The following is a 26,902-nucleotide window of genomic DNA, read 5'->3' on the forward strand; positions in this document are numbered from 1 at the left end:
CGGCAGCGGCGCCGTTGCGTTGATGGGGGTGTGCGGTACGTCAGCGACCGCCGCCGCCGTCGGCGTTGGGGCCGGTGTAGTCCTCGCCGTAGGAGCCCTTGGAGGGGCGGCGGCGACGCATGGGCGGCTCGACGCCGTCCGCGAGGCGGCGGGCGGTGAGGAGGAAGCCGGTGTGGCCGATCATGCGGTGGTCCGGGCGGACGGCCAGGCCCTCCACGTGCCAGTTGCGGATCATCGATTCCCAGGAGGTGGGCTCGTTGAAGGAGCCGATCTCACGGATGGACTCGACGGTCCGGGCGAGCTGGGTGGTGGTGGCGACGTAGCAGCACAGGATGCCGCCGGGGACGAGCGCCTTGGAGACGGCCTCCAGGCACTCCCACGGGGCGAGCATGTCGAGGACGACGCGGTCGACGTCGGTGTCGGACAGGTTGTCCTGGAGGTCGCCGACGGTGAGCTGCCAGGCGGGGTGCGGGCCGCCGAAGTAGCGCTCGACGTTCTGCTGGGCGATCTCGGCGAAGTCCTCGCGACGCTCGTAGCTGTGCAGCATGCCCTGGTCGCCGATGGCGCGCAGCAGGAAGCTGCTGAGCGAGCCGGAGCCGACGCCGGCCTCCACAACGCGGGCGCCGGGGAAGATGTCGGCGAAGGCGAGGATCTGCCCCGCGTCCTTGGGGTAGACCACGGCGGCGCCGCGGGGCATGGACAGGACGTAGTCGGGGAGCAGGGGGCGCAGCGCGAGATAGGCGACGTTACCGGTGGTGCGGACAACGCTGCCCTCGGGTGCGCCGATCAGCTCGTCGTGCGGGAAGGAACCCTTGTGGGTGTGAAAGTTCTTTCCCTCTTCGAGCGTGAACGTGTAGTGACGGCCCTTGGGGTCGGTCAGCTGAACCTGGTCCCCGACCTTGAAGGGCCCGCGCCTGCGGGCGGCACCGGTCGGTTCGGACATGTGAACAGCCTACCGGGGTTTGTGGGGCCCACCGACCACTACGACGGTCTGGCCATGGCCTTCACGAAGGCACGCTCGACGTCGGCCGCGGACAGCACGCCGTAGATCTCGCCGCTCTCCTCGACGACGAGGTATTCGGTCGCGGGGGTCTCGCGCAGGGCGTCCAGGAGGTCCTCGCCGGCCAGCTCCGCCGAGACGCGCATGCCGTCGGTGAGGTCCTGGGCGAGGCCGCTGACGGCGACCCAGGGGCGGCGGTGTTCGGGTACGCCGACGATGGCGGCCTCGCGTACGAGGGAGAGCGGGGTGCCCTCGGCGTCGACGACGACCAGGGCGCGCGCGCCGGCGGCGTTGGCGCGGCGCAGGGCCTCGGACAGGGGTGTGTCGGTCTCGACGGGGACCGCGCGGCGGGTGAGGGTGCGGGCGCGCAGGTCGGGGAGGTGTTCGCGCAGTCGGGCCACGCGGAGGCTGTTGCCGGCGCCGGTCCAGATGATCGCGGCGAGGATCGCGGCGAGCAGGGCGTCCATCACCGTGTCCATGCCGACGTTGTCCTCGGCGGTGGTGCCGAGCGCTCCGGACTGGGTGAGCAGCGGGAGGCCGATGAGGACGGAGACGGCGAGTGCGCGGCCGACCCAGGCGGCGGCGATGGTGCCGGTCATGGGCCTGCCGGTGATCTTCCAGACGACGGCGCGGAGCATGCGTCCGCCGTCGAGAGGGAGACCGGGCAGGAGGTTGAAGACGGCCACGATGAGGTTGGAGATCATCAGGCCGCCGAGCAGGACGGCGGGGACGGTGCCGGGTTCGACGGGCTGGAGGGCGACGTAGAAGAGGCCGGCGAGGACGAGGGAGAGCAGTGGGCCGACGAAGGCCAGCACGAACTCCCGGCCGGGGGTCTCGGCCTCCTTCTCGATCTCGGAGACGCCGCCGAAGAACTGGAGCTGGATGCGGCGCACGGGGAGCTTGAAGCGGAGGGCCGCGACGGTGTGGGCGAGTTCGTGGACGAGGACGGAGGCGTAGAAGGCGACCGCGAAGAAGAGGGCGACGAGGTAGCGGGCGGCGCCGAGTTCCGGCAGCACGCGGTCCAGCTGGCCGCCGAACACCCAGGTGATGAGTGCGGCGACGAGGAACCAGCTGGGGGCGACGTAGACGGGCACACCGAAGGGACGGCCCATGAGCAGTCCGCCGCGGGACTGTGGCTGCTGCGGTGGGCGATTCTTGGGGGCCGCGCCGGAGTGGGCGAGGGTGCGGTGGTCGTCGGCAGTGCCGTGCTCTTCGGGTTTCCGGAGCTCGGCGGGGGGTTGCCGGTGGTCGCTGCGGGGGCGGCCGGGGTCCTGCTCTGCGTCCGTGCGTTCGCCTGTGCGGGTGCCGTCGTCCGGGGCGTCGGCCGCGGGCTCGGCCGGGCTCGCGCCGGTGTCGTCGTCGGCTCCGGGAGCCGAGCCCGCCTCCGGAGCTCCGTGAGCCTCCGGCGGCGATGGGGCGGCGGCTGCCGGAGCCTGGTCGGCATTGTCATCGGCGGCCGGTTCCTGCACGGGGGCGGTGCCGCTCCCCGGGTCCGTGGCGGGCTGGTCGGCCGTAGGCGCGGCGGGGCCGTCGGTTCCGTGGTCGGCATTCTTGGCGGCGGCCGGTTCCTGCGCGGGGGCGGTGCCGCTCCCCGGGTCCGTGGCGGGCTGGTCGGCCGTAGGGGGGTCGGTGTTCGTGGTGGTGGCCCGGGTTCCGTTGTCGTGGGGGTCGGTGGTCTGGGCCGTGGGCCCTGCGTGGGGCTTGGCCGACCTGTCCGTGCCGGACCGCGGCTGCCCGCTCCCGCCGCTCTCGTCCACGATGTCCCCTCGTTCGAAGCGTCTTCCGCGCCTGCCGTGCGGAAGGGTCTCGGGTCGATGGTATGCGGCGGTCTCAACGCGTTCCGCCCCGGCACCCCCGCGTTTCCCCGGGGTCGCTGCGGTCACGGCGGCGGCTGGGTAACTGTCAGTGGCGGGCCGTATGGTCTGTGGTCATGGAGACGAGCACCGAGGGCACGGCGGAGACCGCGAGTGGAGACCCGGGGGCGGCGGCAGAGCCGGTCGTGGTCGAGCCGATGGCGGCGGCAGTGGTGGAGGGCGCCGGTGAGGTGTCCCGGCCCGCCATGGCGCCCGCGTCCCTCTCCCCCTCGCGGGCCAGTGACTTCATGCAGTGCCCGCTGCTGTACCGGTTCCGGGTGATCGACCGGCTGCCGGAGAAGCCGAGCGAGGCGGCGACCCGGGGGACCCTCGTGCACTCGGTGCTCGAGCGGCTCTTCGACGCGCCGGCCACCGAGCGGACCGCGCCGAAGGCCAAGTCGCTCGTCCCTGGTCAGTGGGACCGGCTCAGGGAGAGTCGCCCGGAGGTGGTCGAGCTGTTCGCCGACGATCCGGACGGCGAGCGGCTGACGCGCTGGCTCGGTGAGGCGGAGCGGCTGGTCGAGCGGTGGTTCACGCTGGAGGACCCGACGCGGCTGGAGCCCGCCGAGCGGGAGATGTTCGTCGAGACGGAGCTGGACTCGGGGCTGAGGCTGCGCGGGATCATCGACCGGGTCGATGTGGCGCCGACCGGCGAGGTGCGGATCGTCGACTACAAGACGGGCAAGGCGCCCCGGCCCGAGTACGCCGAGGGCGCGTTGTTCCAGATGAAGTTCTACGCCCTGGTGGTGTGGCGCCTGAAGAACGTGATCCCTCGCCGGCTCCAGCTCGTCTATCTCGGCAGCGGTGACGTCCTGACGTACGACCCGGTCCTCGCCGACCTGGAGCGCGTCGAGCGCAAGCTGCTGGCCCTGTGGGAGGCGATCCGGGAGGCCACGGAGACGGGCGAGTGGCGGCCCCGTCCCACCAAGTTGTGCGGCTGGTGCGACCACCAGGAGCACTGCCCGGAATTCGGCGGCACTCCCCCGCCGTATCCGCTGCCGGTGAGGGCGGCCGAGTCGGCGGGCGCTGCGCAGGGCAGAATGGGGCCGGACTAGCGAAGGAGACTTACGTGGCCATCCGCGTCCTACTGGTCGACGACCAGCCGCTGCTGCGCACCGGCTTCCGGATGATTCTGGAAGCCGAGCAGGATCTCGCGGTCGTGGGCGAGGCCGGAGACGGCCTTCAGGCTCTGGACCAGGTGCGGGCTCTGCAGCCCGACGTGGTCCTGATGGACATCCGTATGCCACGGATGGACGGTGTGGAGGCAACCCGGCAGATCACCGGGCCGGGGCGGGACGGCCCGGCGAAGGTGTTGGTGCTGACCACTTTCGACCTCGACGAGTATGTGGTGGAGGCGCTGCGGGCGGGGGCCAGCGGGTTCCTGCTCAAGGACGCCCCGGCCAACGAGCTCGTGCAGGCGATCCGGGTGGTGGCGGCGGGTGAGGCGATGCTCGCGCCGAGCATCACGCGCCGGCTGCTCGACAAGTACGCCACGCATCTGCCGTCCGGTGACGAGCCGGTGCCCGACACGCTGCACACGCTCACCGACCGGGAGGTCGAGGTGCTGAAGCTGGTGGCGCGCGGGCTGTCCAACGCCGAGGTCGCAGCGGATCTGTTCGTCAGCGAGACCACCGTGAAGACGCATGTCGGTCACGTCCTGACCAAACTGGGGCTGCGGGACCGGGTGCAGGCCGCGGTGTACGCGTACGAGAGCGGTCTGGTGCGTCCCGGAGCGCAGTAGCCGGCAGCGGCGGTGAGCGAAGAGGGCGTCCCCTTCCTGACAGGGGGCGCCCTCTTCGTGTGTGCGGCGGCGGACCGGATCCGCCGTCGGATCAGCCCTTGCTGAGTTCCCAGAAGCGGAACACGGTGGAGGCGTCGAGGCAGTACTCCAGGCCGTAGACGTCGTCGCGGACGACGGCGTACTGCTTGGCCTGCCAGACGGGCAGGACGGGAACGTCCCTGGCGACGATGTCCTGGAGCGTGGCGAAGGGGTCGTCGGTGGCGGCGCGGTCCGGCTGGGCGGCGGTCTGCGGGATGAGCGTGCCGCTGATCTTGGTGTTGCTGTAGTTGTTGTCGAGCACGTTGCCCTTGCCGAAGAAGGGGGCCGTGAAGTTGTCGGCGTCCGGGTAGTCGGGCACCCAGCCCTTCACGTAGACGCCGTACTTGCCGGCCGCGATGTCCTTCTCATACTGGTCGAAGGCCACGGACTTCACGTCGGCGTCGAACAGACCGCTGGCGTTGAGCTGTCGGGCGATCGTCTTGAGTTCCTGGTCGGTGGCCGGGCCGTAGCGGGACGGTGTCGACCACAGGGTCAGCTTCACCTTGCCGGTGATGCCGTCGGCGGCCAGGGCGGCGGCGGCCCGGGGCGTGGAGGGCTCGGCGCCGTAGGTGTCGAAGAAGGCCGTGTTGTGGCCGGCGATACCGGCCGGGATGATCGAGTAGAGCGGGGTCGCGGTGCCCTGGTAGACGTCGTCGATGAGGGCTTCGCGGTCGAGCAGGTAGGCGATCGCCTTGCGGACGCCCGGTTTCCCGGTGACGGGGTCGTCCATGTTGAAGACGAGGTGCTGGACCTCGGCGCTGGTGCCCTCGACGACCTCGATGCCGGAGTCGGGCGAGGCGTTCTCGATGTCGGTGATGTCGCCCGCGGTGAGGCCGCGGTAGGCGATGTCGACCTTCTTGTCGGTGAGGGCGGTCTTCAGGGCGGCCTGGTCGCCGTGGAAGAACTTCAGTGTCACGCCGGAGTTCTGGGGCTCGGCGGTGCCCTTGTAGTTCTCGTTGACGGAGAACACGGCCTGGTCGTCGCCGAACGAGTCGAGCCGGTAGGGGCCGGAGCCGACCGCCTCGCCGTCCTTGCGCAGGCCGTCGGCGTCGTACTGCGTGTGGTCGACGATGGAACCCGCACCGGAGGCGATCTTGCTCGGGAAGGTGGCGTCCGGTGTGTTCAGCGTGAAGACGATGGTCTTCTCGTCCGGGGTCTCGACCTTGTCGAGCATCGGGAACATGATCGCGGGACCGGCGTCGTCGTTGATCTTCAGCGTGCGGTCGAAGGAGAACTTGACGTCCTGCGAGGTGAGCGAGTCGCCGTTGCTGAACTTGAGGCCGGTCTTGAGCGTGCACGCGTACACCTGGGTCCTGGTGTCCGTGAACCTGCAGCTCTGGGCGGCGTCGGGCTCCGGTTCCGGGGCGCCCTTGGGGAAGCTGAGCAGCGACTGGAAGACGTTGTTGAACAACAGCCAGGAGCCGGGGTCGTAGCCGGAGGCCGGGTCGGTGGCGAGGACGTCGTCGGACATCCCCACGACCACCGAGGAGCCGCCGGAACCGGAGTCACCGGAATCCGCGCCGCAACCGGTCAGCAGGCCGGTGGCCAGCCCCGCGACGATCGGCAGGACCGGCCACTGTATGCGCTTGTTCACGTGCGAGTGCCTTGTCGTCGATTCTTGTGGAATCCCGGGACCTGTCCGCGCAGGCCCCGGGCGGGAAAGGCGCCGGCCGGGTCAGCCGCTCACACCCTTGCCGAGTTCCCACAGCTGCAGCGTGGACGAGGAGTTGAGCGCGTAGGCGGTGCCTGTGACGTCGTCGCGTGCGGCGACGTACTGGTTGCCCTGCCACAGTGGCAGCACGGGGACGTCGTTGGCGACGATGTCCTGGATCTCGGTCAGGCTTCCGGACGCGGCGATGCGGTCGGCCTCGCGACGGGAGTCCGGGATCAGGCTGTTGCGGATCTTGGGGTTGTCGTAGGGCGAGCCGAGGAAGTTGTCCTTGTCGAGGAACGGGGCGAGGTAGTTGTCCGCGTCGGGGAAGTCCGGGAACCAGCCCATGCCGTAGACGTCGTAGTCGCCCTTCTTCTCCGCCGGGCGGAAGGTGGCCCAGGGGGCGCCCTTGATGCTGACCTCGAAGAGCCCGCTGCCGTTGAGCTGCTTCTGGAGGTCCTCGAACTCCTCCTTGGTGCCCGAGCCGTAGTGGTCGGTCGTGTAGTGGAGGGTCATTTTCACCGGGGTGGTGATGCCGGCCTGGGTCAGCAGGAACTTGGCCTTGGTGAGGCTCGGGTCGCCGTACTTGTTGAAGAACGCGTTGACGTGACCGGTGATGGTGGCCGGGACCAGGGAGAAGAGCGGCTGGGCCTGGGTGCCGTAGACCTTGGAGACGAGTTCGCCGCGGTTGATCAGCTGGGCCATCGCCTGGCGTACGGCACGGGACTTCACCGAGGGGGCGTCGGTGTTGAAGGCCAGGTAGCGGATCTCCAGGCCGGCCATCTCGACGAGGTCGACGTCGCCGCCGGACTCGTTGGAGAGCTTCTGGATCTGCGCGGGCGACATGGTGCGGGTGATGAGGTCGATGTCGCCCTTGGTGAGGGCGGTGCCCATCGCGTCGGCGTCCGCGAAGGAGCGCAGTTCGACCTTGTCGTTGTTCACCTTCAACGACCCCTTGTAGTTGGGGTTCTTGGTGAACACGGCGTTGACGAGCTCGTCGTTCTTGACGTCGGCCTTCATCGTGTAGGGGCCGGAGCCGTCGATGTCGAAGCCGTCGCGGAGCTTGCCCTTCGCGTAGTCGTCGGGGTTGACGATGCCGGCGACCGGGGTCGACAGCTTGTACGGGAAGGTGGCGTCGGCGGTCTTGAGGTGGAAGATGACCTGGCGCTCACCCTTGGTCTCGACGGTGTCGATGGTGGACAGCAGGGCGAAGACCCCGGAGTCCGCCTTGAGGGCGAGGGCGCGGTCGATGGAGTACTTCACATCGGCCGCAGTGATGGCGTCGCCGTTGGAGAACTTGAGGCCGTCGCGCAGGGTGCAGACGTAGCGTTCGTTGCCGCTGTCGCTGAAGCCGCAGGACTGGGCGGCCTCGGGCACGGGGTCGCCGTCGCCCTTGGGCTGGATCATCAGGGTCTGCACGGTCTGGCGCAGGACGTTCCAGGTGCCGACGTCGTAGGCGTAGGCGGGGTCGAGCGGCGCGGGAGCGTCCTTCGTGGCGGTGAACCGGTCCGTGGTGCCGACGCCGATCGCATCGCTCCCGCCGCTGCCGCTGTCGGTCCCGCCGCAGGCGGCGAGTACCGGCGCGAGCAGACCGATGACGGCCGGCAGCACCAAAGTCTTGCGGTTCATGCGCGAGTTTCTCCACAGCTGTCGAGTCCGTGTAACCGGCATGCATGGGTGGTGCGGCGGATCACGGGGTGAGGTCGATGTTCTCACCAGGAGGTTAGTCCGGACCGGCAGGAGGGTTCACGGCCCCCGGAGTTGGGCCTCCATCACACAGCGGAACCGGGTGTGGACGCACCGAATACCGGCCAGGGGAATGATTAGTGCAGGTTTCCATCAAACGGGACACATGGGCACGCCCAAGCGCCCGGAATCAGGGCCTCCGGCACAGCCTCGCCCGGCTGTCGAGGTCCGTCCGCGTGGGGAACGTCACACCCGTAATAGGGAGGGAGACGACCGGAATTCGGCCATCCGGCAGGCTTGGAATTCCCGTGACAGGGATCTGGGGAATTACCGCGCTATCCGCGCTGCACGCTGGGTGAACACCCGAGGCATTTCCGTCATCGAAGGGTGATCAGACCGCGCAGGAATGTCAGGTCGATCTCTTCGAGGGAGCTGACGACGGTGCGTCCGGGGGCCGGGGCGATGGGAGCCACGGAGGGTACGGCCACGACCTGACAGCCGGCGGCCTCGGCGGCGGCGACACCGGTGGCGGTGTCCTCGACGACCGCACATCTGGCCGGATCCGCACCGAGTCCGGCGGCGGCGAACAGATAGGGGTCGGGGTACGGCTTGGTGCGGGACACCTCGTCACCGGCAACCGTGAGGGCGAAGTGCTGGGGGCCGAGGGACGTGAGGACACGGTCGATGATGCGCCGGTGCGACGCGGAGACCAGGGCCGTGGGGATCCGGTGCGCGGACAGTTCGGCCAGCAGCCGCAGGGCGCCCGGCATCAGGGGCAGGTGGCGGCCGATGCGGTCCTCGAAGCCGTCGTTGAGCAGGACGCTGAGTTCGGCGAGGGTGATGTCGGCGCCGGTGGCCTCGATCAGGAAGCCCGCGCTGCGGGTCATGGGGCCGCCGACCACGACATGGCGCCAGGAGTCGTCGAGGGTGTGGCCGAGGCGGGCGAAGACGTCGACCTCGACGTCCCACCAGAAGCCCTCGGTGTCCACCAGAGTGCCGTCCATGTCGAGGAGAACGGCCTGAAGTGCTGAGCCGTCGGCCGTTCGGGTTACGGGCGCGGGGACCGTGCTGGTCATCCACGTACCTCCTTGAGGGACGAGCAGGCCGGTCCCCCGCACGGGGAACCGGCCTCCAGTGGACCGACCAGTGTACGACTTATCCGATCAGTGTGCTCGGTGAGTCATGACTCAGGAGCGTTTCACCGGGCGTTGAAGTACTTCGCCTCCGGGTGGTGGATGACGATGGCGTCGGTGGACTGCTCGGGGTGGAGCTGGAACTCCTCCGAGAGGTGGACGCCGATCCGTTCGGGCTGGAGCATGTCGGCGATCTTGGCGCGGTCCTCCAGGTTGGGGCAGGCGCCGTAGCCGAGGGAGAAGCGGGCACCGCGGTACTTCAGCGAGAACATGTCCTCGATCTCACTGGGGTCCTCGCCCGCGAAGCCGAGCTCGGACCGCACGCGCGCGTGCCAGTACTCGGCGAGCGCCTCGGCCAACTGGACGGACAGGCCGTGCAGTTCGAGGTAGTCGCGGTAGGCGTTCGCCTCGAACAGCTTGGCGGTCTGCTCACCGATCCGGGAGCCGACGGTGACGACCTGGAAGCCGACGACGTCGATCTCGCCTGACTCCTCGGGGCGGAAGAAGTCGGCCAGGCAGAGCCGGCGGCCGCGGCGCTGGCGGGGGAAGGTGAAGCGGGTGCGTTCGTTGCCCTGCTCGTCCAGGATGATCAGGTCGTCGTCCTTGGAGACGCAGGGGAAGTAGCCGTAGACGACGGCGGCTTCGAGGAGGTTCTCGGTCTGCAGCTGGTCGAGCAGTCCGCGCAGTCGCGGCCGGCCCTCGGTGTCGACGAGCTCCTCGTACGTCGGCCCCTCGCCGGTGCGGGCCTGCTTGAGTCCCCACTGGCCCTTGAACAGGGCGCCCTCGTCGAGCCAGGAGGCGTACTCCTTGAGCTGGATGCCCTTGATGACGCGGGTGCCCCGGAAGGGCGGAGTCGGGACCGGGTTGTCGGTGGCCACGTCGGAACGAACGTGCCCCTCTTCGGGCCGCTCCTCCTCGACGGGAACGGCGCTGGCGCGCACCCGGCGCTGCTTGAGCTCGGGCAGCTTGGCTCCGGGCACGCCCCGCTTGACGCCGATGAGGGCGTCCATGAGGCGCAGGCCTTCGAAGGCGTCGCGGGCGTAGCGGACTTCGCCCTCGTAGATCTCGTGCAGGTCCTGTTCGACGTAGGCCCGGGTCAGGGCGGCTCCGCCCAGGATGACCGGGAAGTCGGCGGCCATGCCCCGCTGGTTGAGCTCCTCCAGGTTCTCCTTCATGATCACCGTGGACTTCACCAGCAGCCCCGACATGCCGATCACATCCGCACGGTGCTCGGCCGCCGCCTCCAAAATCGCCGAGACCGGCTGCTTGATACCGAGGTTGACCACGTTGTAGCCGTTGTTGGACAGGATGATGTCGACGAGGTTCTTGCCGATGTCGTGCACATCGCCGCGCACCGTCGCCAGGACGATGGTGCCCTTGCCCTCCGCGTCGGACTTCTCCATGTGCGGCTCCAGATGAGCCACCGCCGTCTTCATCACCTCGGCCGACTGCAGCACGAACGGCAACTGCATCTGCCCCGAGCCGAACAGCTCACCGACGACCTTCATGCCGTCCAGCAGGATCTCGTTGACGATGTCCAGTGCCGGACGGGTCTCCAGCGCCTCGTCCAGGTCGGCCTCCAGGCCGTTCTTCTCACCGTCGATGATCCGCCGCTTGAGACGCTCCTCCAGCGGCAGCGCCGCCAGCTCCTCGGCCCGCCCCGCCTTCAACGACTTCGTCGTCGCACCCTCGAACAGGGCCATCAGCTTCTGCAGGGGGTCGTAGCCCTCGGCACGGCGGTCGTGGATCAGGTCGAGGGCGGTCTGGACCTCCTCCTCGCTGAACCGGGCGATCGGCAGGATCTTCGACGCGTGCACGATCGCCGAGTCCAGCCCCGCCTTGGTGCACTCGTCCAGGAACACCGAGTTGAGCAGCACCCGCGCGGCCGGGTTCAGGCCGAAGGAGATGTTCGACAGGCCCAGGGTGGTCTGCACGTCCGGGTGGCGACGCTTGAGCTCACGGATCGCCTCGATGGTGGCCACGCCGTCCTTGCGGGACTCCTCCTGACCCGTACAGATGGTGAAGGTCAGGGTGTCGATGAGGATGTCCGACTCGTGGATGCCCCAGTTGCCCGTCAGGTCCTCGATCAGCCGCTCGGCGATGGCGACCTTGTGCTCCGGAGTACGGGCCTGGCCCTCCTCGTCGATGGTCAGCGCGATCAGCGCGGCGCCGTGCTCCCGCGCCAGCGCGGTGACCTGCGCGAACCGGGACTCGGGACCGTCACCGTCCTCGTAGTTCACCGAGTTGATCACCGCGCGCCCGCCGAGCATCTCCAACCCGGCCCGGACGACGGGGACTTCGGTGGAGTCCAGCACGATCGGCAGGGTGGAGGCGGTGGCGAACCGGCCGGCGAGTTCCTTCATGTCGGCGACGCCGTCACGGCCCACATAGTCCACGCAGAGGTCCAGCATGTGGGCGCCCTCGCGGATCTGGTCGCGGGCCATCTCCACACAGTCGTCCCAGCGCGCCTCCAGCATCGCCTCACGGAACTTCTTCGAACCGTTCGCGTTCGTCCGCTCACCGATCGCCAGATACGAGGTGTCCTGACGGAACGGAACCGTCTGGTAGAGGGAGGCGGCACCCGGCTCCGGGCGCGGGCTGCGCTCGGAAGGCGTGAGGTCACGGACCCGGTCGACCACCTGGCGCAGGTGTTCGGGGGTCGTACCGCAGCAGCCGCCGATCAGGGACAGGCCGTAGTCGCGGACGAAGTTCTCCTGGGCGTCGGCCAGGCCCTCGGGGTCGAGCGGGAAGTGCGCGCCGTCCTTGGTGAGGATCGGCAGGCCGGCGTTCGGCATGCACAGCAGTGGGATGCGGGAGTGCCGGGTGAGGTAGCGCAGGTGCTCGCTCATCTCGGCGGGGCCGGTCGAGCAGTTCAGGCCGATCATGTCGATGCCCAGCGGCTCCAGCGCGGTCAGCGCGGCACCGATCTCCGAGCCCAGCAGCATCGTGCCGGTCGTCTCGAACGCCATCGAGACCACCAGCGGCACGTCGGTGCCGGTCGCCTCCAGCGCACGCCGGGCGCCGAGGACGGAGGCCTTCGTCTGGAGCAGGTCCTGCGTGGTCTCGACGATCAGGGCGTCCGCCCCGCCCGCGAGCAGGCCCTCGACGTTGGCCTGGTAGCCGTCGCGGATCGTGGCGTAGTCGATGTGGCCGAGGGTGGGCAGCTTGGTGCCGGGGCCGATCGAGCCGAGAACCCAGCGCTGCCGGCCGTCGCGGGCGGTGTACTCGTCGGCCACCTCGCGGGCGATCCGGGCGCCCGCCTCGGAGAGCTCGTGGACACGGTCGGCGATGTCGTACTCCGACGCGGCCGTGTGGTTGGAACCGAAGGTGTTCGTCTCGACGCAGTCCACGCCCACCGCGAAGTAGGCGTCGTGGACGGAACGGACGATGTCGGGCCGGGTGACGTTGAGGATCTCGTTGCAGCCCTCCAGCTGCTCGAAGTCCTCCAGCGTCGGATCCTGGGCCTGCAGCATGGTGCCCATCGCTCCGTCGGCCACCACCACTCTGGTGGCGAGCGCCTGACGGAGCGCGGACACACGGGTCCGGCTGTCGGCGGAAGGGGTCAGCGGCGACGAGGCCATGAAAGGGCTCCCTCAGTTGCGACGGCTGTCGGCTTCACGGCGCCCGCGAGACGTCCCACGCTGGGCGCACCACGCCAGGGTAGCCGGGCCTGCCACCGTATGGTCGGCACGTCCACGGGACGGACGAGGGTGGCGGGCGGGCCACCGACTGGATACCAGTGACGCAACAGTTGACGACCGACCATTAGCGGGAGGTCGGCATGGACCGGTAGTGTTCGGCATTGCCGAACAGTGGCAGCGACGCCGTAACAATCGGTTGTCGAAGGGGACGGAGGCAGGACTGCGATGGCACGGAACATCCAGTCGCTCGAACGGGCGGCCGCGATGCTGCGGCTCCTCGCGGGCGGCGAGCGGAGGCTCGGCCTGTCGGACATCGCCTCGTCCCTGGGCCTCGCCAAGGGCACCGCGCACGGCATTCTGCGCACCCTTCAGCACGAGGGGTTCGTGGAGCAGGACGAGGCGTCCGGGCGCTACCAGCTGGGCGCCGAGCTGCTGCGCCTGGGCACCACCTACCTGGATGTGCACGAGCTGCGCGCGCGTGCGCTGGTGTGGACCGACGACCTGGCCCGCTCCAGCGGCGAGAGCGTGCACCTGGGCGTCCTGCACCAGCAGGGCGTGCTGATCGTGCACCACGTCTTCCGGCCCGACGACAGCCGGCAGGTGCTGGAGATCGGGGCCATGCAGCCCCTGCACTGCACGGCCCTGGGCAAGGTGCTCTCCGCGTACGACCCGGTGGCGCACAGCGAGGCTGTGGAGAGCGACCGCAAGGTGTTCACCGACCGGACCGTGTGCGAGCTGGACGACTTCGAGCAGATCCTCGACATCACCCGTGCGCGTGGGTACGCGGCGGACGTCGAGGAGACCTGGGAGGGCGTCGCGTCCGTCGCCGCCCCCATCCACGACCGGCGGCGCATGCCCGTCGGTGCGGTCGGCATCACCGGGGCCGTGGAGCGGCTGTGCCGGGACGGCGAGGTGCGTCCCGAGCTGATCGCGGCGGTGCGGGACTGCGCCCGCGCGGTGTCGCGGGACCTGGGTGCCGGGCGGTTCTGACCCGGGCCTTCCAGACGAGCACAAGAGGGCCGGTACGTCCGTCGGGCGTGCCGGCCCTCGTCTGTACGCCGACAAACAAGGCAAACCCACAGATCCGCACGCACAGTGCCCGCGCGGCAGCCGTGCGTGTCGAACTCAAGATCGATAGCCCACGCAATCAATAACGATCGCGGTTTAGGCAACACAGCTCTTGACGTGCACGTAACGCCGGAGAAAGACTCCCGTCCATCGGTCGGCATTGTCGAACACCTACCGGCAATACGCGCTAGAGTGTGACAACGCCAAGGGCCGACACCGCTCTCACCCCCGAGAGCAGCTCGAACCACCGGAGGGACCCGGGGTTCGGTCCCCTGGACGAAGGACAAAGGAGTCGCGGGTGTCCAGCTCCGACATCTTCATCGGCGAGACCATCGGTACCGCCATACTCATCCTGCTCGGCGGTGGCGTGTGCGCCGCCGTCACGCTGAAGGCCTCCAAGGCTCGCAACGCCGGCTGGCTCGCCATCACCTTCGGGTGGGGTTTCGCCGTACTGACGGCCGTGTACACCTCGGCGCCGCTCTCCGGCGCCCACCTCAACCCGGCCGTGACCCTCGCGCTCGCGCTGAAGAAGAACGGCATCGCCTGGAGCGACGTCCCGATCTACTGGGGCGGGCAACTGCTCGGCGCCATGATCGGTGCGGCCCTGGTCTGGGTCGCCTACTACGGCCAGTTCCACGCGCACCTCACCGACAAGGAGATCGTCGGCGCTCCTGGTGCGCAGGCCACGACCGCCAAGGCCGTCGAGGCGCAGGAGAAGGGCGCGGGCCCGGTCCTGGGCATCTTCTCCACCGGCCCCGAGGTCCGCGTCGCCTGGCAGAACGTCGCCACCGAGGTCATCGGCACGATCGTGCTGGTGCTCGCCGTCCTCACCCAGGGCCTCAACGGTGACGGCAAGGGCCTGGGCACCCTCGGCGCCCTGATCACCGCACTCGTCGTCGTCTCCATCGGTCTGTCCCTCGGTGGCCCGACCGGTTACGCGATCAACCCGGCCCGTGACCTCGGTCCGCGCATCGTGCACGCACTCCTGCCCCTGCCCAACAAGGGCGGCTCCGACTGGAGCTACGCCTGGGTTCCGGTCGTCGGTCCGCTGATCGGCGGCGCGATCGCTGCAGGCATCTACAACATCGCGTTCGCTTAGACCAGCAGTCGAACAGCAGTCGTAGACCGTCCCTAACTCACGGAACCCAGGAGCACACAGTGACCGACGCCCACACCGCCGGCCCGTTCATCGCCGCGATCGACCAGGGCACCACCTCCAGCCGCTGCATCGTCTTCGACCGCGACGGACGTATCGTCTCCGTCGACCAGAAGGAGCACGAGCAGATCTTCCCGAAGCCGGGCTGGGTCGAGCACGACGCCAACGAGATCTGGACCAACGTCGAGGAAGTCGTCGCCGGAGCCATCCAGAAGGCCGGCATCACCCGTGACGACATCAAGGCCATCGGCATCACCAACCAGCGCGAGACCACTCTCCTCTGGGACAAGAACACCGGTCAGCCCGTCCACAACGCCATCGTCTGGCAGGACACCCGCACCGACGCCCTGTGCAAGGACCTCGGCCGCAACGTCGGCCAGGACCGCTTCCGCCGCGAGACCGGCCTGCCGCTGGCCTCGTACTTCGCCGGCCCGAAGGCCCGCTGGCTGCTCGACAACGTCGAGGGGCTGCGCGAGCGCGCCCAGGCCGGGGACATCCTCTTCGGCACCATGGACAGCTGGGTCATCTGGAACCTGACCGGTGGTGTCAACGGCGGCAAGCACTACACCGACGTCACCAACGCCTCCCGCACCATGCTGATGAACCTCCACACCCTGGAGTGGGACGAGAAGATCGCCGAGTCCATCGGCGTCCCGATGAACATGCTCCCGGAGATCCGCTCCTCCGCCGAGGTCTACGGCGAGGTCACCGGCGGCAAGCTCGGCGACCTGCTCGGCGGCATCCCGGTCGCCTCCGCGCTCGGCGACCAGCAGGCGGCCCTGTTCGGCCAGACCTGTTTCGCCGAGGGCGAGGCCAAGTCGACGTACGGCACCGGCACCTTCATGCTGCTGAACACCGGCGAGAAGATCATCAACTCGTACTCCGGGCTGCTGACCACCGTCGGCTACCGCATCGGGAACGACAAGCCGGTCTACGCCCTCGAGGGCTCGATCGCCGTCACCGGTTCGCTGGTGCAGTGGATGCGCGACCAGATGGGCCTGATCTCCACCGCCGCCGAGATCGAGACGCTCGCGCTCTCCGTCGAGGACAACGGCGGCGCCTACTTCGTGCCGGCCTTCTCCGGTCTGTTCGCCCCGTACTGGCGCTCCGACGCCCGCGGTGTGATCGCCGGTCTGACCCGGTACGTCACCAAGGCGCACCTCGCGCGTGCCGTGCTGGAGGCCACCGCCTGGCAGACCCGTGAGATCACGGACGCCATGACGAAGGACTCCGGTGTCGAGCTCGCGGCCCTCAAGGTCGACGGCGGCATGACCTCCAACAACCTGCTGATGCAGACCCTCTCGGACTTCCTGGACGCCCCCGTGGTGCGCCCGATGGTCGCCGAGACCACCTGCCTGGGCGCCGCCTACGCCGCCGGCCTCGCCGTCGGCTTCTGGACCAGCACCGACGACCTGCGCGCCAACTGGCGCCGGGCCGCCGAGTGGACCCCCAACATGGACGCGGAGAAGCGCGACCGTGAGTACAAGAGCTGGCTCAAGGCCGTCGAGCGGACCATGGGCTGGCTCGAGGACGAGAACTGACGAGCGAGCGCACACCGGCTCATCTCGTAGTTCTGACGAGGAGTAAGAACCCCACATGACCAGTCAGTCCACCCTGCAGTCCGTGCCTGCCCTCGGTACGCGCCCGGCTTTCGGCTCCAACGCGAGCCGCGCCGAGACCCGGGAGCAGCTCTCCAAGGCGTCGTACGACCTTCTCGTGATCGGCGGCGGCATCCTGGGCATCTCCACCGCCTGGCATGCCGCGCAGTCCGGCCTCAGGGTGGCCCTGGTCGACGCCGGCGACTTCGCCGGCGCCACCTCCTCCGCCTCCTCCAAGCTGCTCCACGGCGGTCTGCGCTATCTGCAGACCGGCGCGGTGAAGCTGGTGGCGGAGAATCACTTCGAACGCCGTGCGGTCTCCCGCCAGGTGGCTCCCCACCTGGCGAACCCGCTCACGTTCTACCTCCCCGTGTACAAGGGCGGGCCGCACGGCGCCGCGAAGCTCGGGGCGGGCGTGTTCGCCTACTCCGCGCTCTCCGCGTTCGGCGACGGCGTCGGTCACCTCCTGTCCCCCGCCAAGGCGGCGCAGGACGTGCCCGAGCTGCGCACCGAGAACCTCAAGGCCGTGGCCGTGTACGGCGACGACCAGATGAACGACGCCCGCATGGCGCTGATGACGGTCCGCGCGGCCGTCGAGGCGGGCGCGGTCGTCCTCAACCACGCCCAGGTGACCGGCCTCCGGTTCACCAGGGGCCGGGTCACGGGCGCCGACCTGCGCGACCGGCAGTCCGGCGACGAGTTCGGCGTGAACGCCCGGCTCGTGCTCAACGCCACCGGGCCGTGGGTCGACCACCTGCGCAAGATGGAGAACCCGGACGCGGCGCCGTCCATTCGTCTCTCCAAGGGCGCGCACCTGGTCCTGAAGCGGACCTCGCCGTGGAAGGCCGCGCTCGCGACCCCGATCGACAAGTACCGGATCACCTTCGCCCTGCCCTGGGAGGACATGCTCCTCCTCGGCACCACGGACGAGCAGTTCGAGGGCGACCCGGCGGATGTCACGGTCACCGAGAAGGACACGGCCCAGATACTCGACGAGGCCGCGTTCTCGGTCCGCGACCAGCAGCTGTCCCGTGACCTGATCACCTACTCGTTCGCCGGTCTGCGGGTGCTGCCGGGAGGCCCCGGCAGCACTGCGAAGGCCAAGCGCGAGACGGTGGTCACCGAGGGCAGGGGCGGCATGCTGTCCGTCGCGGGCGGCAAGTGGACGACCTTCCGGCACATCGGCCGTACGGTGATGCAGAAGCTGGAGGCGCTGCCGGGCCACCCGCTCGGTGACGACTTCGAGCCGGTCTCCTCCCTGCCGAAGAAGCTGCCGCTGCCCGGTGTCGCCAACCCGCGCGCCGTCGCGCACCGGCTGCTGGTGGACAACCCGGCGACCGGCCCTCGGATGGCCGCCGACACGGCGAGGCACCTCGCCACGCACTACGGTTCGCTGGCCTTCGACATCGCGCGGCTCGCCAACGAGAACCCCGAGCTGGGTGAGCGCGTCCACCCGGACGCGCCCGAGATCTGGGCGCAGGTCGTGTACGCCCGGGACAACGAGTGGGCCGAGACGCAGGACGACGTGCTGCGCCGCCGTACGACCCTGACGATCCGCGGCCTGGCCACGGACGACGTCCGGGCGAAGGTCCAGGACCTGCTCGACAAGAAGTAGACCCCGGCCCCTCCCCCCTATGGGGGCCGGTAGTGAAGGGGGCGGCCCGTCGTCTGACGGAGCCGCCCCTTTCGCATGCGTGTCTCTGGTCCGCGCGCGAGTGGCCGTGGACCGGCTCGCCGCCGGTCAAGGACGTACTTCGGGTCCAGGCACCGGAGTTCGCGCGCACCGCGGCGAGACGTCCCTCGGGCTCTGCACCCCGTGTCGGGGCGCGCCGCTCAGGACAGTGCTGTCACAGCCGCCCGCACCTCGTCCGGTCCCGTCAACTCCGCGCGCCGCAGGATGAGTTCGCGCCCGAGGAGCAGGGCCCGGCGGGAGGCGGGGACCGGGTCCGGCAGGGTCGTGAGGTCGGTCAGGTGGGCGAACCCGATGATGCGGCGGATGATCTCCGTGCCGGCGTAGCCGAGGGCGTCGGTCCAGACCCGCTCCAGGAAGCGGTCCAGGTAGGCGTCGTCGAAGAAGGTGTCCACGCGGGTCTGCCACAGGCGGCGGAACTCCGTCTCGAACGCCGTCCAGGACAGGGCGAGTTGATCGGCGTGATCGCTCAACGCATCCAGCGCGCGGGCCCGTTCCTCCGAGACCAGCGCGTTCGCCCAGTACAGGCCGAGGTCGAAGCCGATCGGGCCGACGAAGGAGAACTCGGGGTCGAACACCCGGACCACGTGGGCGCCTTCGCGTTCGCCGACCATGATGCTGCCGGTGTGCAGGTCGCCGTGGAGGAGTGCCTGGGCGCTGGTCATGAACAGATGCCTGAGGTCGGCCACCTCGGTGCGGAGCGCCGTGTCCGCGCGGAAGGACACCGCCAGGTCGTCCACTCCCTCGTGCCAGTGGTTGTGCTCGTGCTCGACGTACGGCTCGGACAGCACCACGTCCTCGGTGATCTTGCAGAGTTCGGGGCTGACGGAGGCGGCGATCAGCGCCTTGCGTTCGGCGGAGGGCATGCCGAAGTCGCTGGTGGCGAAGGAGAGGCGGGCGACCAGTTCGCCGACGCGGGCCGAGGTGTCGGGGCCGTACGACGCGCCCTCGTTCAGGAGGGTGCGCAGGACCTCAAGGTCCGACATGTCCTCCATGACGGTCGCGTAGTTCTCGGGGTCGTAGCCGTGGATCGCCGGGATGCGGTCGGGGGCGACCTTGGCGATCTGCGCGTAGGCGCGGGCCTCGGCGTCGGCGCGGTCCGGGTTCATCGGCCAGGACGGGCCCGCCACGCGCACCCAGGGCAGGGCCTGCTTCACGGCGAGGCGGCGGGTGCCGTCGGCCGACGCGGCGAGGAAGACCCGGTTCATGTTGCCGTCGGAGACCTCGCGGACGGCGATGGCGCCCGGGGTCTCCCAGTGGCCGCGCTCGCGCAGGTATGCCGGGATGTCGTCGGTCTCCAGGATGCGGTAGCCCATGTGTCTCCTCAGGACGTGCGGCGCTTGGACAACGTGAAGCTGAAGACCAGGGCGAGGATGAGGACCGCGCCCTCGACGACGTCCTGGGTGTAGTACGGCAGGCCCTTGATGGTCAGGCCGGTGGTGATGATGCCGATGAGCACCGCTCCGAGGGCCGTTCCCCAGACGTTGGGGCGGCCCCGGCCCAGCACGGAGGTACCGACGAGGGCCACGGCCACGGCCTCCAGGAGCTGGGAGGTTCCGGCCGACACGTCGCCCTGGCCGATGCGGGCCGCCAGGATCAGGCCGCCGATCGAGGCGAGGACGCCGGACAGGACGTAGGCCAGGGCCCGGTACGCGCCGACGCGGATGCCGGCCAGCCGGGAGGCCTCGGGGTTGGCGCCGATCGCGTACAGGACGCGGCCCCAGCGGGTGCGGGCGAGGAAGATCCAGGCGGCGACGGTGAGGCCGCCGAAGACGAGGACCGAGACGGGGATGCCGAGGACCGTGCCACGGTCGATCTTCAGGAAGCCGGCGGTGAACCTGCCGGGGGCCGTGCTGCCGTCGTCCAGTGTCATGCCGGGGGTGATGGACTGGCCGTCGACCAGGATGAGCTTGCCGCCCTGGATCACGAACATGGTGCCGAGGGTGGCGAGCATGTCGGGGATCTTCAGTACGACGATCAGGAGGGCGTTCAGCAGGCCCGCCAGGGCGCCTGCCGCGAGCACCGCGAGGATGGCGACCGTGCCGACCTGGTTGTACACGACCATCGTCTGGGCGGAGACCGAGACGCCGAGGCCGGCGACCGCGCCGACGGACATGTCCATTCCGCCGGCGGCCATGGTCAGGGTGACGCCGAGGCCGAGGATCGCGGCGACGGAGACGTACCGGAGGGTGTCGAGGAGGGTCGCGGACTCGCGGAAGGAACCCTCGCTGAGCGCGAAGTACAGGAACAGCGCGACCGTGACGAAGATGAAGCCGTACTTGATGACGGCGTTCTGGATCCGCACGGCGGTGCCGGTGGCCGGCGGGAGGGCCGCCTTCGTGGGGACTTCCGTGCTCTGGGTGGTGGTCATGGCGTAGTTCCTCAGGGAGCCGGGGTCACACGGACGCGGAGATGGTCTGGATGACGCGGTCGCGTTCCGCGTCCTCGCCGTACGCGTCGAGGTGGATCTCGCCGGAGGCGAGCACGACGACCCGGTCGGCGATCTCGAGGATCTCGTCGACGTCGGCGGACAGGACGAGCACGGCGGCGCCCTCGGCGGCGAGGGATCTGGCGCGACGGCCGATGTCCCGACGCGCACCGATGTCCACGCCTCGGAACGGCTCGTCCAGGATCAGGACACGGGGTGTCTCGGCGAGCCAGCGGCCCACGACGACCTTCTGCTGGTTGCCGCCGGAGAGCTCCTCCACGGTGCTGTGCTCGTCCCGCGCGACGACGCCGAGGGCCTCGATGGTGTCGCGGCCGAGGGCGTCCTCCTTCGCACGCTGGACGAGTCCGCCCCGGGACAGCGACTTGAGGAACGGCAGGGAGATGTTCTGGGCCAGCGACCAGCCGGGCACGAGTGCGTCGGTGTGCCGGTCCTCGGGGACCAGGTGGATGCCCGCGCGGATCGCGTCGGAGGGCCTTTTCGGCGCGTACGGCCTGCCGTCCAGTTCGGCGGAACCCGTCCGGAAGGGTTCGGCACCGAACAGACCGCGGGCGAGCTCGGTCTTCCCGGCGCCCAACAGGCCGACCACACCGGTGACTTCACCCGTCCGCAGGTCGAGGTCCAGAGGTGCCCGGCCCTCGATGAGCCGCACCCCTCGCAGCGACAGCACCACATCGCCCTCGGCGCCCTCCCTGACCGGGCGGGCCGTCGTCGTCTCCTGGGCCTGGGCGAGCATCGCGCGCAGGGCGCTGTCCCAGTCGAAGGGCTTGGCCTGGTCCTCGGTGAGGAGGCCGTCCCGCAGGACGACCAGGCGGTCGGCGAGGGCGTCGATCTCGCCGAGCCTGTGGGAGACGTAGAGGACGGCGATGCCCTCGTCGCGCATCTTCTCGACGAGGGCGAAGAGGCGTTCGGCCTCGGCGGCGGACAGGGCCGAGGTCGGTTCGTCGAGGATCAGCAGCCGGGGGCGGGTGGCCAGGGCGCGGGCGAGGATCAGCAACTGGCGGTCGGAGATGCCGAGTTCCGTGACGTCCCGCTTGAGCAGGGTGTCGCTCCAGTCGAGGCCCAGGCCCGCCTGGATCTCGCGGGCACGGGCCAGCAGCCGGCCGCTGTTCAGCAGCGGGTTTCCGCGCTTCTGCGCCAGTTCCTCGAAGACGAGGTTCTCGGCGACCGAGAGGCCCGCGACGATGCCCTCGCCGATGCGCTGGTGCACGGTCTGGATGCCCAACTGCCGTGCGGCGAGCGGGGACCGGAGGGCCGCGGGCTCCCCGGCGACCCGCACCTGTCCCCCGTGTCCGGCGTGCACGCCGGACAGGATCTTGATCAGCGTGGACTTGCCTGCGCCGTTCGCGCCGAGCAGCGCGACGACGCTGCCCGGGGCGATGTCGAGGCTGATGGAGGCGAGCACGGTCTTGCCGCCGAACGCCATGCTGACGTCGGTGAGGCCGACCGCGGCCTCCGGGTGGCCGATGTCAGTGCGCGACATTCGAGATCCAGTCGGCGGTGGAGACCTGCGACAGGTTCAGCGCCGGCAGCGCCGTGCGGAGCTGGTCCATGTTCTCGATCTTCTTCTCGCGCAGGAAGTCCTGGGTGATGGCGACGGCCGGGAACTCCACGGAGGTCTTGTTCAGCTGACCGGCCAGCTCCAGGGCGGCGGTCCGCACGACAGCGGCGCCGACCGCGGACGGGTCGGTGCCGGCGGTGGCGACCCAGGGGCTGTCGGCGGCGGTCATCTGCTGGATGTCGGCGTTGGAGACGTCCGCGCCGAAGACCTTCACCTTGTCCTGGAGCTTCTTGTTCTGGACGGCGAGGACGGTGCCCTTGGCGAGCTCGTCGTAGGGGGCGAAGACGCCGGTCACGTCCGCGTGCTGGGTGAGCGCGGCGGAGACCAGGGGAACGTTGTCGGTGGCCGTGGAGTCGGTGACCTTGCCGACCTTGAACTGCTGCTTCCAGCCCTGCGCGGCGAGTTCCTTCGCCCAGACGGTGTTCCGCTTGTCCAGGGCCGCGTAGCCGGCGACGTTGACGTAGCCGACCTTGGCGTTCTTGCCGAGTTTCGTCGCCATCACGTCGAGGACGGCCTGCGCCATGCTCGCGTCGTCCTGCTCGGTGCTCACCACGCCCTTGGTGGAGGTGTCGACGTCGTAGACGACGACCTTGATGCCCTTCTTCACGGCCTGGTCGATCTCCGGCTGGATCGTCGCCGGGAAGCCGTGGTCGATGATGATCGCCTTGGCTCCGGAGTTGATCGCGGAGGACAGGTCGGTGGCCTGCTTGGCGTTGTCGGCCTGGGCGTCGTACACGGTCAGGTCGATTCCGAGGGCCTTGGCCTGGGCCTTGGCGCCGTTGCCCCACTGCTCGAAGTAGTCACCGGCGCCGCTCTGCCGGACCAGGGCCACCTTGACCGCGCCCGCGCTGAAGGGGGCGGGCTTCTTGCCGGTGGCGGCCGAGGGGGAGGCGGCGGTGTCGGCGGTGTTCTTCGAGGCGTCCGTGGACTGCGAGCAGCCGGAGAGCACGAGGGCGGAGACGGAGGCCAGCGAGAGCGCGGCGAGCGGGAGGCGGGCACGGGACATGAGGGGCTCCAGGTGCGGGGTGGCGAAGACAGAGGGGTGCGTGTCCCGGAGCGAGCGAAAGGAATGCGCCACCGGCGTCAGGGGTCGGTGGCGGGGCGCGCGGGGGCTCCGGGAGGGGTCAGCGACAGCTGGCTGTGGTCATCCGGAGCAGATCCACGTACAGCCGACGCACGAGCAGCAGCGTCTTCATAGGGAGATCATGAGAACGTTTCCAGCCAATCGTCAAAGCCCTGGACACCAATTCTCACAAAGTGAGACAACGACTACGTCACACCAGGTCGGCGGCCCCACCGGAGTTACCATCACAGGACCGGCACCCGACCCGGCACAGTGAGGCCCCCATGACGACAGCTGGCGCGAAAGCGATGCGTATGCCCTGCGTGCGCCGCTGTCCCGGCGCACTGTGTCGCGGCTGACGACCTGCTCCCCGCCGCCTGCTGCCGCCTCTTCCTCCCTCTCCGCCCGTCCGGTGCTCGTCTCGGTATCCGGACTTTCCATCCAGAATCCTGGAGTTGTTCCCATGACGCTGCTGACGACCTGGTCCGAGTCCGGTCCCGAGACCCTGGTCCGCCGCACCTCGGACCCCGCCGAGATCGCCGAGGCACTCAAGCCGCTCGGTGTGCGCTACGAGCAGTGGCCGGTCCGCGCGGACGTCCCGTTCGACGCGGACAGCGAGACGGTGTTCGCCGCCTACGGCCCCGAGATCGACAAGCTGAACACCGAGGAGGGCTTCACCACCGTCGACGTCCTCGGTCTGCACCCGAGCGAGGACCCGGAGTTCCCCGCGAAGGCCGCGGCCGCACGCGCGAAGTTCCTCCAGGAGCACACGCACGACGACGATGACGAGGTTCGTTTCTTCGTCTCCGGCTCCGGGATCTTCTATCTGCACGTGAGCGGCGAGGTGCACGCGGTCCTCTGCGAGAAGGGCGACCTCCTCGGCGTGCCGCGCGGCACCACCCACTGGTTCGACATGGGCACCAGCCCGTCGTTCACCGCGATCCGCTTCTTCCACGAGGAGGACGGCTGGATCGGCACCTTCACCGGTTCCACGATCGCCTCCCGCTTCCCGGACTACGACACGATCGCGGCGGGCTACGAGGCAGACAGGGCCGCCGCATGACGTTGCGCCACGACGTCGACGCCGTGGTGCTCGACATCGAGGGCACCACGAGCGCCACGGGGTTCGTCGTCGACGTGCTGTACCCGTACTCGCGCTCGCGGTTCGCCGCGCTGCTCACCGAGCGGGGCGACGAACCCGAGGTGGCACGGGCGGTCGCCCAGGTCCGCGAGGAGATCGGCGAACCGGACGCCGACGCCGAACGCGTCGAGAAGGCACTGAACGCCTGGCTCGACGAGGACCGCAAGGCGACCCCGCTGAAGACCCTCCAGGGCGTCATCTGGGCCGAGGGCTTCGCCCGCGGCGACCTCGTCTCGCACTTCTACGACGACGTCGTACCGGAGCTGCGCGCCTGGCACGCGGCCGGCGTACGGCTCTACGTCTACTCGTCCGGGTCGGTCACGGCACAGCGGGCGTGGTTCACCAACAGCCCGGAGGGCGACCTCACCTCGCTGGTGTCCGGTCTGTACGACACCGAGAACGCCGGGCCCAAGCAGGACGCGCAGTCGTACCGCCGCATCGCCTCGGCGACCGGTATCGATGCGGACCGTCTGCTGTTCCTCTCCGACCGGCCCGGCGAACTGGACGCGGCCCGTGCGGCCGGGTGGCACGCCGTCGGGATTCGCCGGCCCGGGGAGCCGTACTACGAGCAAGGAGTCGGCGACCACGCTGCAGCGGGGACGTTCGACGAGATCACCGTTTCGAGGAGCACTTCGTGAGCGCCGACATCACCGCACCCGACCTGGCGGAGGCGGGGGCCGTCCTCGCCGCCGAGTCCGCCCGCTTCGCCTCGTTCGGCTGGATGAGGGGGACTTCCGGGAACCTGTCCGTGGTGCTCTCGCGTGAACCGCTGCGGCTCGCCGTCACCGCCAGTGGGCACGACAAGGGTGAACTGACGCCCGCGGACGTGGTGCTGGTGGACGGCGAGGGTGCGGCGGTACAGGGCGGGAAGCCCTCGGCCGAGGCCGAGTTGCATGCGCGGGTGGCCGCGCTGACCGGGGCCGGTGCCGTGGTCCATGTGCACACCGTCGCCTCGGTGGCGATGGGCAGGCGCGAGCCGGGCGGCATCGTCTTCAAGGACCTGGAGATGCTGAAGGGCGTCGGCCTGCCGGCCCACGACGCCGAGGTGACGCTGCCGGTCATCGCCAACAGCCAGGACATGAAGGTGCTGGGCGATCGCCTGGAGGAGGCGCGCGATCCCCGGATGCCGGCGGTCGTGGTCGCGGGCCACGGGCTGTACGTGTGGGGTCCGGATCCGCGCCGGGCCCGGCATCACACCGAAGTGGTGGAGTGGTTGCTGGAGTTGGAGCTGACGGGTCGCTGAGAGAAGCGAGAAGGGATCCCCTGGGGAGGGGATCCCTTCGTCGCGTGCTTCTGGCTACCTGGGCTTCGTGCTTCTGGGCTACCTGAGCCTGTCGCCGGGCAGTTCGCCCGCCGAGACCTCCAGCACCCCGCGCTCGGTGACCAGCCCCGTCACCAGCCGCCCCGGTGTCACGTCGAACGCCGGGTTGTGACCACGGGAGCCGACCGGAGCGGTCCGCACGCCGGCCCACTCCAACACCTCGGCCTCACCGCGGAGTTCGATGTGGATGTCGTCGCCGGTCGCGGTCGCCAGGTCCACCGTGGTCGTCGGTGCCGCCACCAGGAACGGGATACCGGCATCCGCGCACGCGAGGGCGACACCCACCGTGCCCACCTTGTTCGCTGTGTCGCCGTTCGCGGCGATCCGGTCCGCGCCGACGATCGCCGCGTCGACCTCGCCGCGCAGGATCGTGCCGGCGGCGGCCCCGTCCGCCTGGATGTAGTGCGCGATGCCCTCCTGGACCAACTCCCAGGCGGTGAGCCGGGATCCCTGGAGCAGGGGACGCGTCTCGTCGGCGTAGACGACCTCCAGGCGTCCGCGCGCGTGCAGTTCACGGACGACGCCGAGGGCCGTGCCCCAGCCCGCCGTCGCCAGCGCGCCGGTGTTGCAGTGCGTCAGGATCCTCAACGGCCGGTCCGCACCGATCCGTTCGAGGAGCCAGTCCGCGCCGAACGCGCCCATCGCCCGGTTCGCCGAGACGTCCTCGCGCTGAACCGCCACGGCCTCCTCCAACACCGCGTCGAGTCCCTCCTCGAAGCGGGTCATCACCCGGTCCACGCACACCATGAGATTGACGGCGGTGGGCCGGGCCTCGCGGATACGGGCAACAGCCGCACGCACCTCGGCGTCCGACCATCCCTCCCGCTCCCCCTGCACGAGAGCCAGTGCGACGCCGTACCCCCCGGCCGCACCGATCGCGGGGGCGCCACGCACCACGAGGCGCTGGATCGCGTCGACCAGAGTGTCCACATCGTGGACATCGAGCGTCTCGGCACGATGCGGCAGCAGCGTCTGATCGATGAGCACCAGGCCTTTTTCGGTCCAGTCGACAGCACGCAGTTCCTGGGACATTTCGGGAGACTCCTGATGTTCCGGTAGTGCCCGCCACGGTACA

20 protein-coding genes are annotated in these 26,902 nt (G+C 69.7%); 9 read left to right on the forward strand and 11 right to left on the reverse strand.

Going from position 1 to position 26,902, the window contains the following annotated elements; genetic code table 11:
- Positions 1-40: 40 nt before the first annotated feature.
- Both OHT57_RS10340 and OHT57_RS10345 read right to left on the reverse strand, forming a co-directional pair.
- Positions 41-943 carry a tRNA (adenine-N1)-methyltransferase gene (locus OHT57_RS10340; RefSeq protein WP_328745811.1) on the reverse strand — a complete coding sequence of 301 codons (903 nt, stop codon included), beginning with the start codon at positions 941-943 and terminating at the stop codon, positions 41-43.
- A 38-nt stretch (positions 944-981) separates the two neighbouring features.
- Entirely contained in the window at positions 982-2,757 is a 1,776-nt protein-coding gene (locus tag OHT57_RS10345; protein ID WP_328745812.1) for a site-2 protease family protein, read from the reverse strand.
- 173 nt (positions 2,758-2,930) lie between these two features.
- On the opposite strand from OHT57_RS10345, the gene OHT57_RS10350 reads away from it, so the two are divergent.
- Positions 2,931-3,908, forward strand: coding sequence for a RecB family exonuclease (locus OHT57_RS10350; protein WP_328745813.1), 978 nt, complete (start codon positions 2,931-2,933; stop codon positions 3,906-3,908).
- A gap of 14 nt (positions 3,909-3,922) precedes the next feature.
- The gene (locus OHT57_RS10355; protein WP_328745814.1) at positions 3,923-4,594 is read left to right on the forward strand and encodes a response regulator transcription factor; all 672 of its coding nucleotides are present in this window, start codon (positions 3,923-3,925) and stop codon (positions 4,592-4,594) included.
- A 91-nt stretch (positions 4,595-4,685) separates the two neighbouring features.
- Here the strand turns inward: OHT57_RS10355 and OHT57_RS10360 are convergent, their stop codons facing one another.
- From OHT57_RS10360 to metH, 4 genes are all read right to left on the reverse strand, one after another.
- On the reverse strand, positions 4,686-6,266 hold the full coding sequence (locus OHT57_RS10360; protein WP_328745815.1) for an ABC transporter substrate-binding protein: 1,581 nt from the start codon (positions 6,264-6,266) through the stop codon (positions 4,686-4,688).
- 81 nt (positions 6,267-6,347) lie between these two features.
- Positions 6,348-7,952, reverse strand: a complete 1,605-nt coding sequence (locus tag OHT57_RS10365) for an ABC transporter substrate-binding protein (protein WP_328745816.1) — start codon at positions 7,950-7,952, stop codon at positions 6,348-6,350.
- Positions 7,953-8,386: 434 nt separating this feature from the next.
- The gene (locus OHT57_RS10370) at positions 8,387-9,085 is read right to left on the reverse strand and encodes an HAD family hydrolase (protein WP_328745817.1); all 699 of its coding nucleotides are present in this window, start codon (positions 9,083-9,085) and stop codon (positions 8,387-8,389) included.
- Positions 9,086-9,207: 122 nt separating this feature from the next.
- On the reverse strand, positions 9,208-12,723 hold the full coding sequence (gene metH / locus OHT57_RS10375) for a methionine synthase (protein ID WP_328745818.1): 3,516 nt from the start codon (positions 12,721-12,723) through the stop codon (positions 9,208-9,210).
- Between the two features lie 285 nt (positions 12,724-13,008).
- On the opposite strand from metH, the gene OHT57_RS10380 reads away from it, so the two are divergent.
- The 4 genes from OHT57_RS10380 (at position 13,009) to OHT57_RS10395 (ending at position 18,220) form a co-directional block, all read left to right on the forward strand.
- Positions 13,009-13,773, forward strand: coding sequence for an IclR family transcriptional regulator (locus OHT57_RS10380; RefSeq protein ID WP_328745820.1), 765 nt, complete (start codon positions 13,009-13,011; stop codon positions 13,771-13,773).
- 376 nt (positions 13,774-14,149) lie between these two features.
- A complete protein-coding gene (locus OHT57_RS10385; RefSeq protein ID WP_328745821.1) occupies positions 14,150-14,950 on the forward strand; it encodes an MIP/aquaporin family protein in 801 nt (266 codons plus the stop codon).
- Between the two features lie 59 nt (positions 14,951-15,009).
- Positions 15,010-16,548: a glycerol kinase GlpK gene (gene glpK / locus OHT57_RS10390; protein ID WP_328745822.1), complete on the forward strand. Its 1,539-nt coding sequence runs from the start codon at positions 15,010-15,012 to the stop codon at positions 16,546-16,548.
- Between the two features lie 55 nt (positions 16,549-16,603).
- The gene (locus OHT57_RS10395) at positions 16,604-18,220 is read left to right on the forward strand and encodes a glycerol-3-phosphate dehydrogenase/oxidase (protein ID WP_328745823.1); all 1,617 of its coding nucleotides are present in this window, start codon (positions 16,604-16,606) and stop codon (positions 18,218-18,220) included.
- Between the two features lie 218 nt (positions 18,221-18,438).
- Here the strand turns inward: OHT57_RS10395 and mtnK are convergent, their stop codons facing one another.
- The 4 genes from mtnK to OHT57_RS10415 are packed head-to-tail and all read right to left on the reverse strand — an operon-like array spanning position 18,439 to position 23,308.
- Complete coding sequence (mtnK, locus tag OHT57_RS10400) at positions 18,439-19,611, reverse strand: S-methyl-5-thioribose kinase (protein ID WP_328745824.1); 1,173 nt, start codon at positions 19,609-19,611, stop codon at positions 18,439-18,441.
- A gap of 8 nt (positions 19,612-19,619) precedes the next feature.
- Positions 19,620-20,666: an ABC transporter permease gene (locus tag OHT57_RS10405; protein ID WP_328745825.1), complete on the reverse strand. Its 1,047-nt coding sequence runs from the start codon at positions 20,664-20,666 to the stop codon at positions 19,620-19,622.
- A gap of 25 nt (positions 20,667-20,691) precedes the next feature.
- A complete protein-coding gene (locus OHT57_RS10410; RefSeq protein ID WP_328745826.1) occupies positions 20,692-22,224 on the reverse strand; it encodes a sugar ABC transporter ATP-binding protein in 1,533 nt (510 codons plus the stop codon).
- Complete coding sequence (locus OHT57_RS10415) at positions 22,211-23,308, reverse strand: substrate-binding domain-containing protein (RefSeq protein WP_328745827.1); 1,098 nt, start codon at positions 23,306-23,308, stop codon at positions 22,211-22,213. Before OHT57_RS10415 ends, OHT57_RS10410 begins: the two co-directional genes overlap by 14 nt.
- Positions 23,309-23,828: 520 nt before the next feature.
- Here OHT57_RS10415 and OHT57_RS10420 point away from each other — a divergent pair.
- From OHT57_RS10420 to mtnB, 3 genes are read left to right on the forward strand one after another with little or no spacing between them, the layout of a single operon-like run.
- Positions 23,829-24,428: a 1,2-dihydroxy-3-keto-5-methylthiopentene dioxygenase gene (locus OHT57_RS10420; RefSeq protein ID WP_328745829.1), complete on the forward strand. Its 600-nt coding sequence runs from the start codon at positions 23,829-23,831 to the stop codon at positions 24,426-24,428.
- Positions 24,425-25,144, forward strand: a complete 720-nt coding sequence (gene mtnC / locus OHT57_RS10425) for an acireductone synthase (protein ID WP_328745830.1) — start codon at positions 24,425-24,427, stop codon at positions 25,142-25,144. Before OHT57_RS10420 ends, mtnC begins: the two co-directional genes overlap by 4 nt.
- Entirely contained in the window at positions 25,141-25,749 is a 609-nt protein-coding gene (gene mtnB, locus OHT57_RS10430) for a methylthioribulose 1-phosphate dehydratase (RefSeq protein WP_328745831.1), read from the forward strand. The genes mtnC and mtnB overlap by 4 nt, the downstream gene beginning before the upstream one ends.
- A 78-nt stretch (positions 25,750-25,827) precedes the next feature.
- Here mtnB and mtnA read toward each other — a convergent pair whose 3' ends face one another.
- Complete coding sequence (gene mtnA / locus OHT57_RS10435) at positions 25,828-26,859, reverse strand: S-methyl-5-thioribose-1-phosphate isomerase (RefSeq protein WP_328745832.1); 1,032 nt, start codon at positions 26,857-26,859, stop codon at positions 25,828-25,830.
- Positions 26,860-26,902 lie beyond the last annotated feature (43 nt).

This window comes from Streptomyces sp. NBC_00285 (assembly GCF_036174265.1).
Classification (GTDB): domain Bacteria; phylum Actinomycetota; class Actinomycetes; order Streptomycetales; family Streptomycetaceae; genus Streptomyces.

What these genes read in the sequence shown, in the direction of transcription:
- OHT57_RS10340 (WP_328745811.1), bottom strand. Translation starts at nt 943, where the DNA reads ATGTCCGAACCGACCGGTGCCGCCCGCAGGCGCGGGCCCTTCAAGGTC.
- OHT57_RS10350 (WP_328745813.1), top strand. Translation starts at nt 2,931, where the DNA reads ATGGAGACGAGCACCGAGGGCACGGCGGAGACCGCGAGTGGAGACCCG.
- OHT57_RS10365 (WP_328745816.1), bottom strand. Translation starts at nt 7,952, where the DNA reads ATGAACCGCAAGACTTTGGTGCTGCCGGCCGTCATCGGTCTGCTCGCG.
- OHT57_RS10370 (WP_328745817.1), bottom strand. Translation starts at nt 9,085, where the DNA reads ATGACCAGCACGGTCCCCGCGCCCGTAACCCGAACGGCCGACGGCTCA.
- metH (WP_328745818.1), bottom strand. Translation starts at nt 12,723, where the DNA reads ATGGCCTCGTCGCCGCTGACCCCTTCCGCCGACAGCCGGACCCGTGTG.
- OHT57_RS10380 (WP_328745820.1), top strand. Translation starts at nt 13,009, where the DNA reads ATGGCACGGAACATCCAGTCGCTCGAACGGGCGGCCGCGATGCTGCGG.
- OHT57_RS10395 (WP_328745823.1), top strand. Translation starts at nt 16,604, where the DNA reads ATGACCAGTCAGTCCACCCTGCAGTCCGTGCCTGCCCTCGGTACGCGC.
- mtnK (WP_328745824.1), bottom strand. Translation starts at nt 19,611, where the DNA reads ATGGGCTACCGCATCCTGGAGACCGACGACATCCCGGCATACCTGCGC.
- OHT57_RS10405 (WP_328745825.1), bottom strand. Translation starts at nt 20,666, where the DNA reads ATGACCACCACCCAGAGCACGGAAGTCCCCACGAAGGCGGCCCTCCCG.
- OHT57_RS10410 (WP_328745826.1), bottom strand. Translation starts at nt 22,224, where the DNA reads ATGTCGCGCACTGACATCGGCCACCCGGAGGCCGCGGTCGGCCTCACC.
- OHT57_RS10415 (WP_328745827.1), bottom strand. Translation starts at nt 23,308, where the DNA reads ATGTCCCGTGCCCGCCTCCCGCTCGCCGCGCTCTCGCTGGCCTCCGTC.
- OHT57_RS10420 (WP_328745829.1), top strand. Translation starts at nt 23,829, where the DNA reads ATGACGCTGCTGACGACCTGGTCCGAGTCCGGTCCCGAGACCCTGGTC.
- mtnC (WP_328745830.1), top strand. Translation starts at nt 24,425, where the DNA reads ATGACGTTGCGCCACGACGTCGACGCCGTGGTGCTCGACATCGAGGGC.
- mtnA (WP_328745832.1), bottom strand. Translation starts at nt 26,859, where the DNA reads ATGTCCCAGGAACTGCGTGCTGTCGACTGGACCGAAAAAGGCCTGGTG.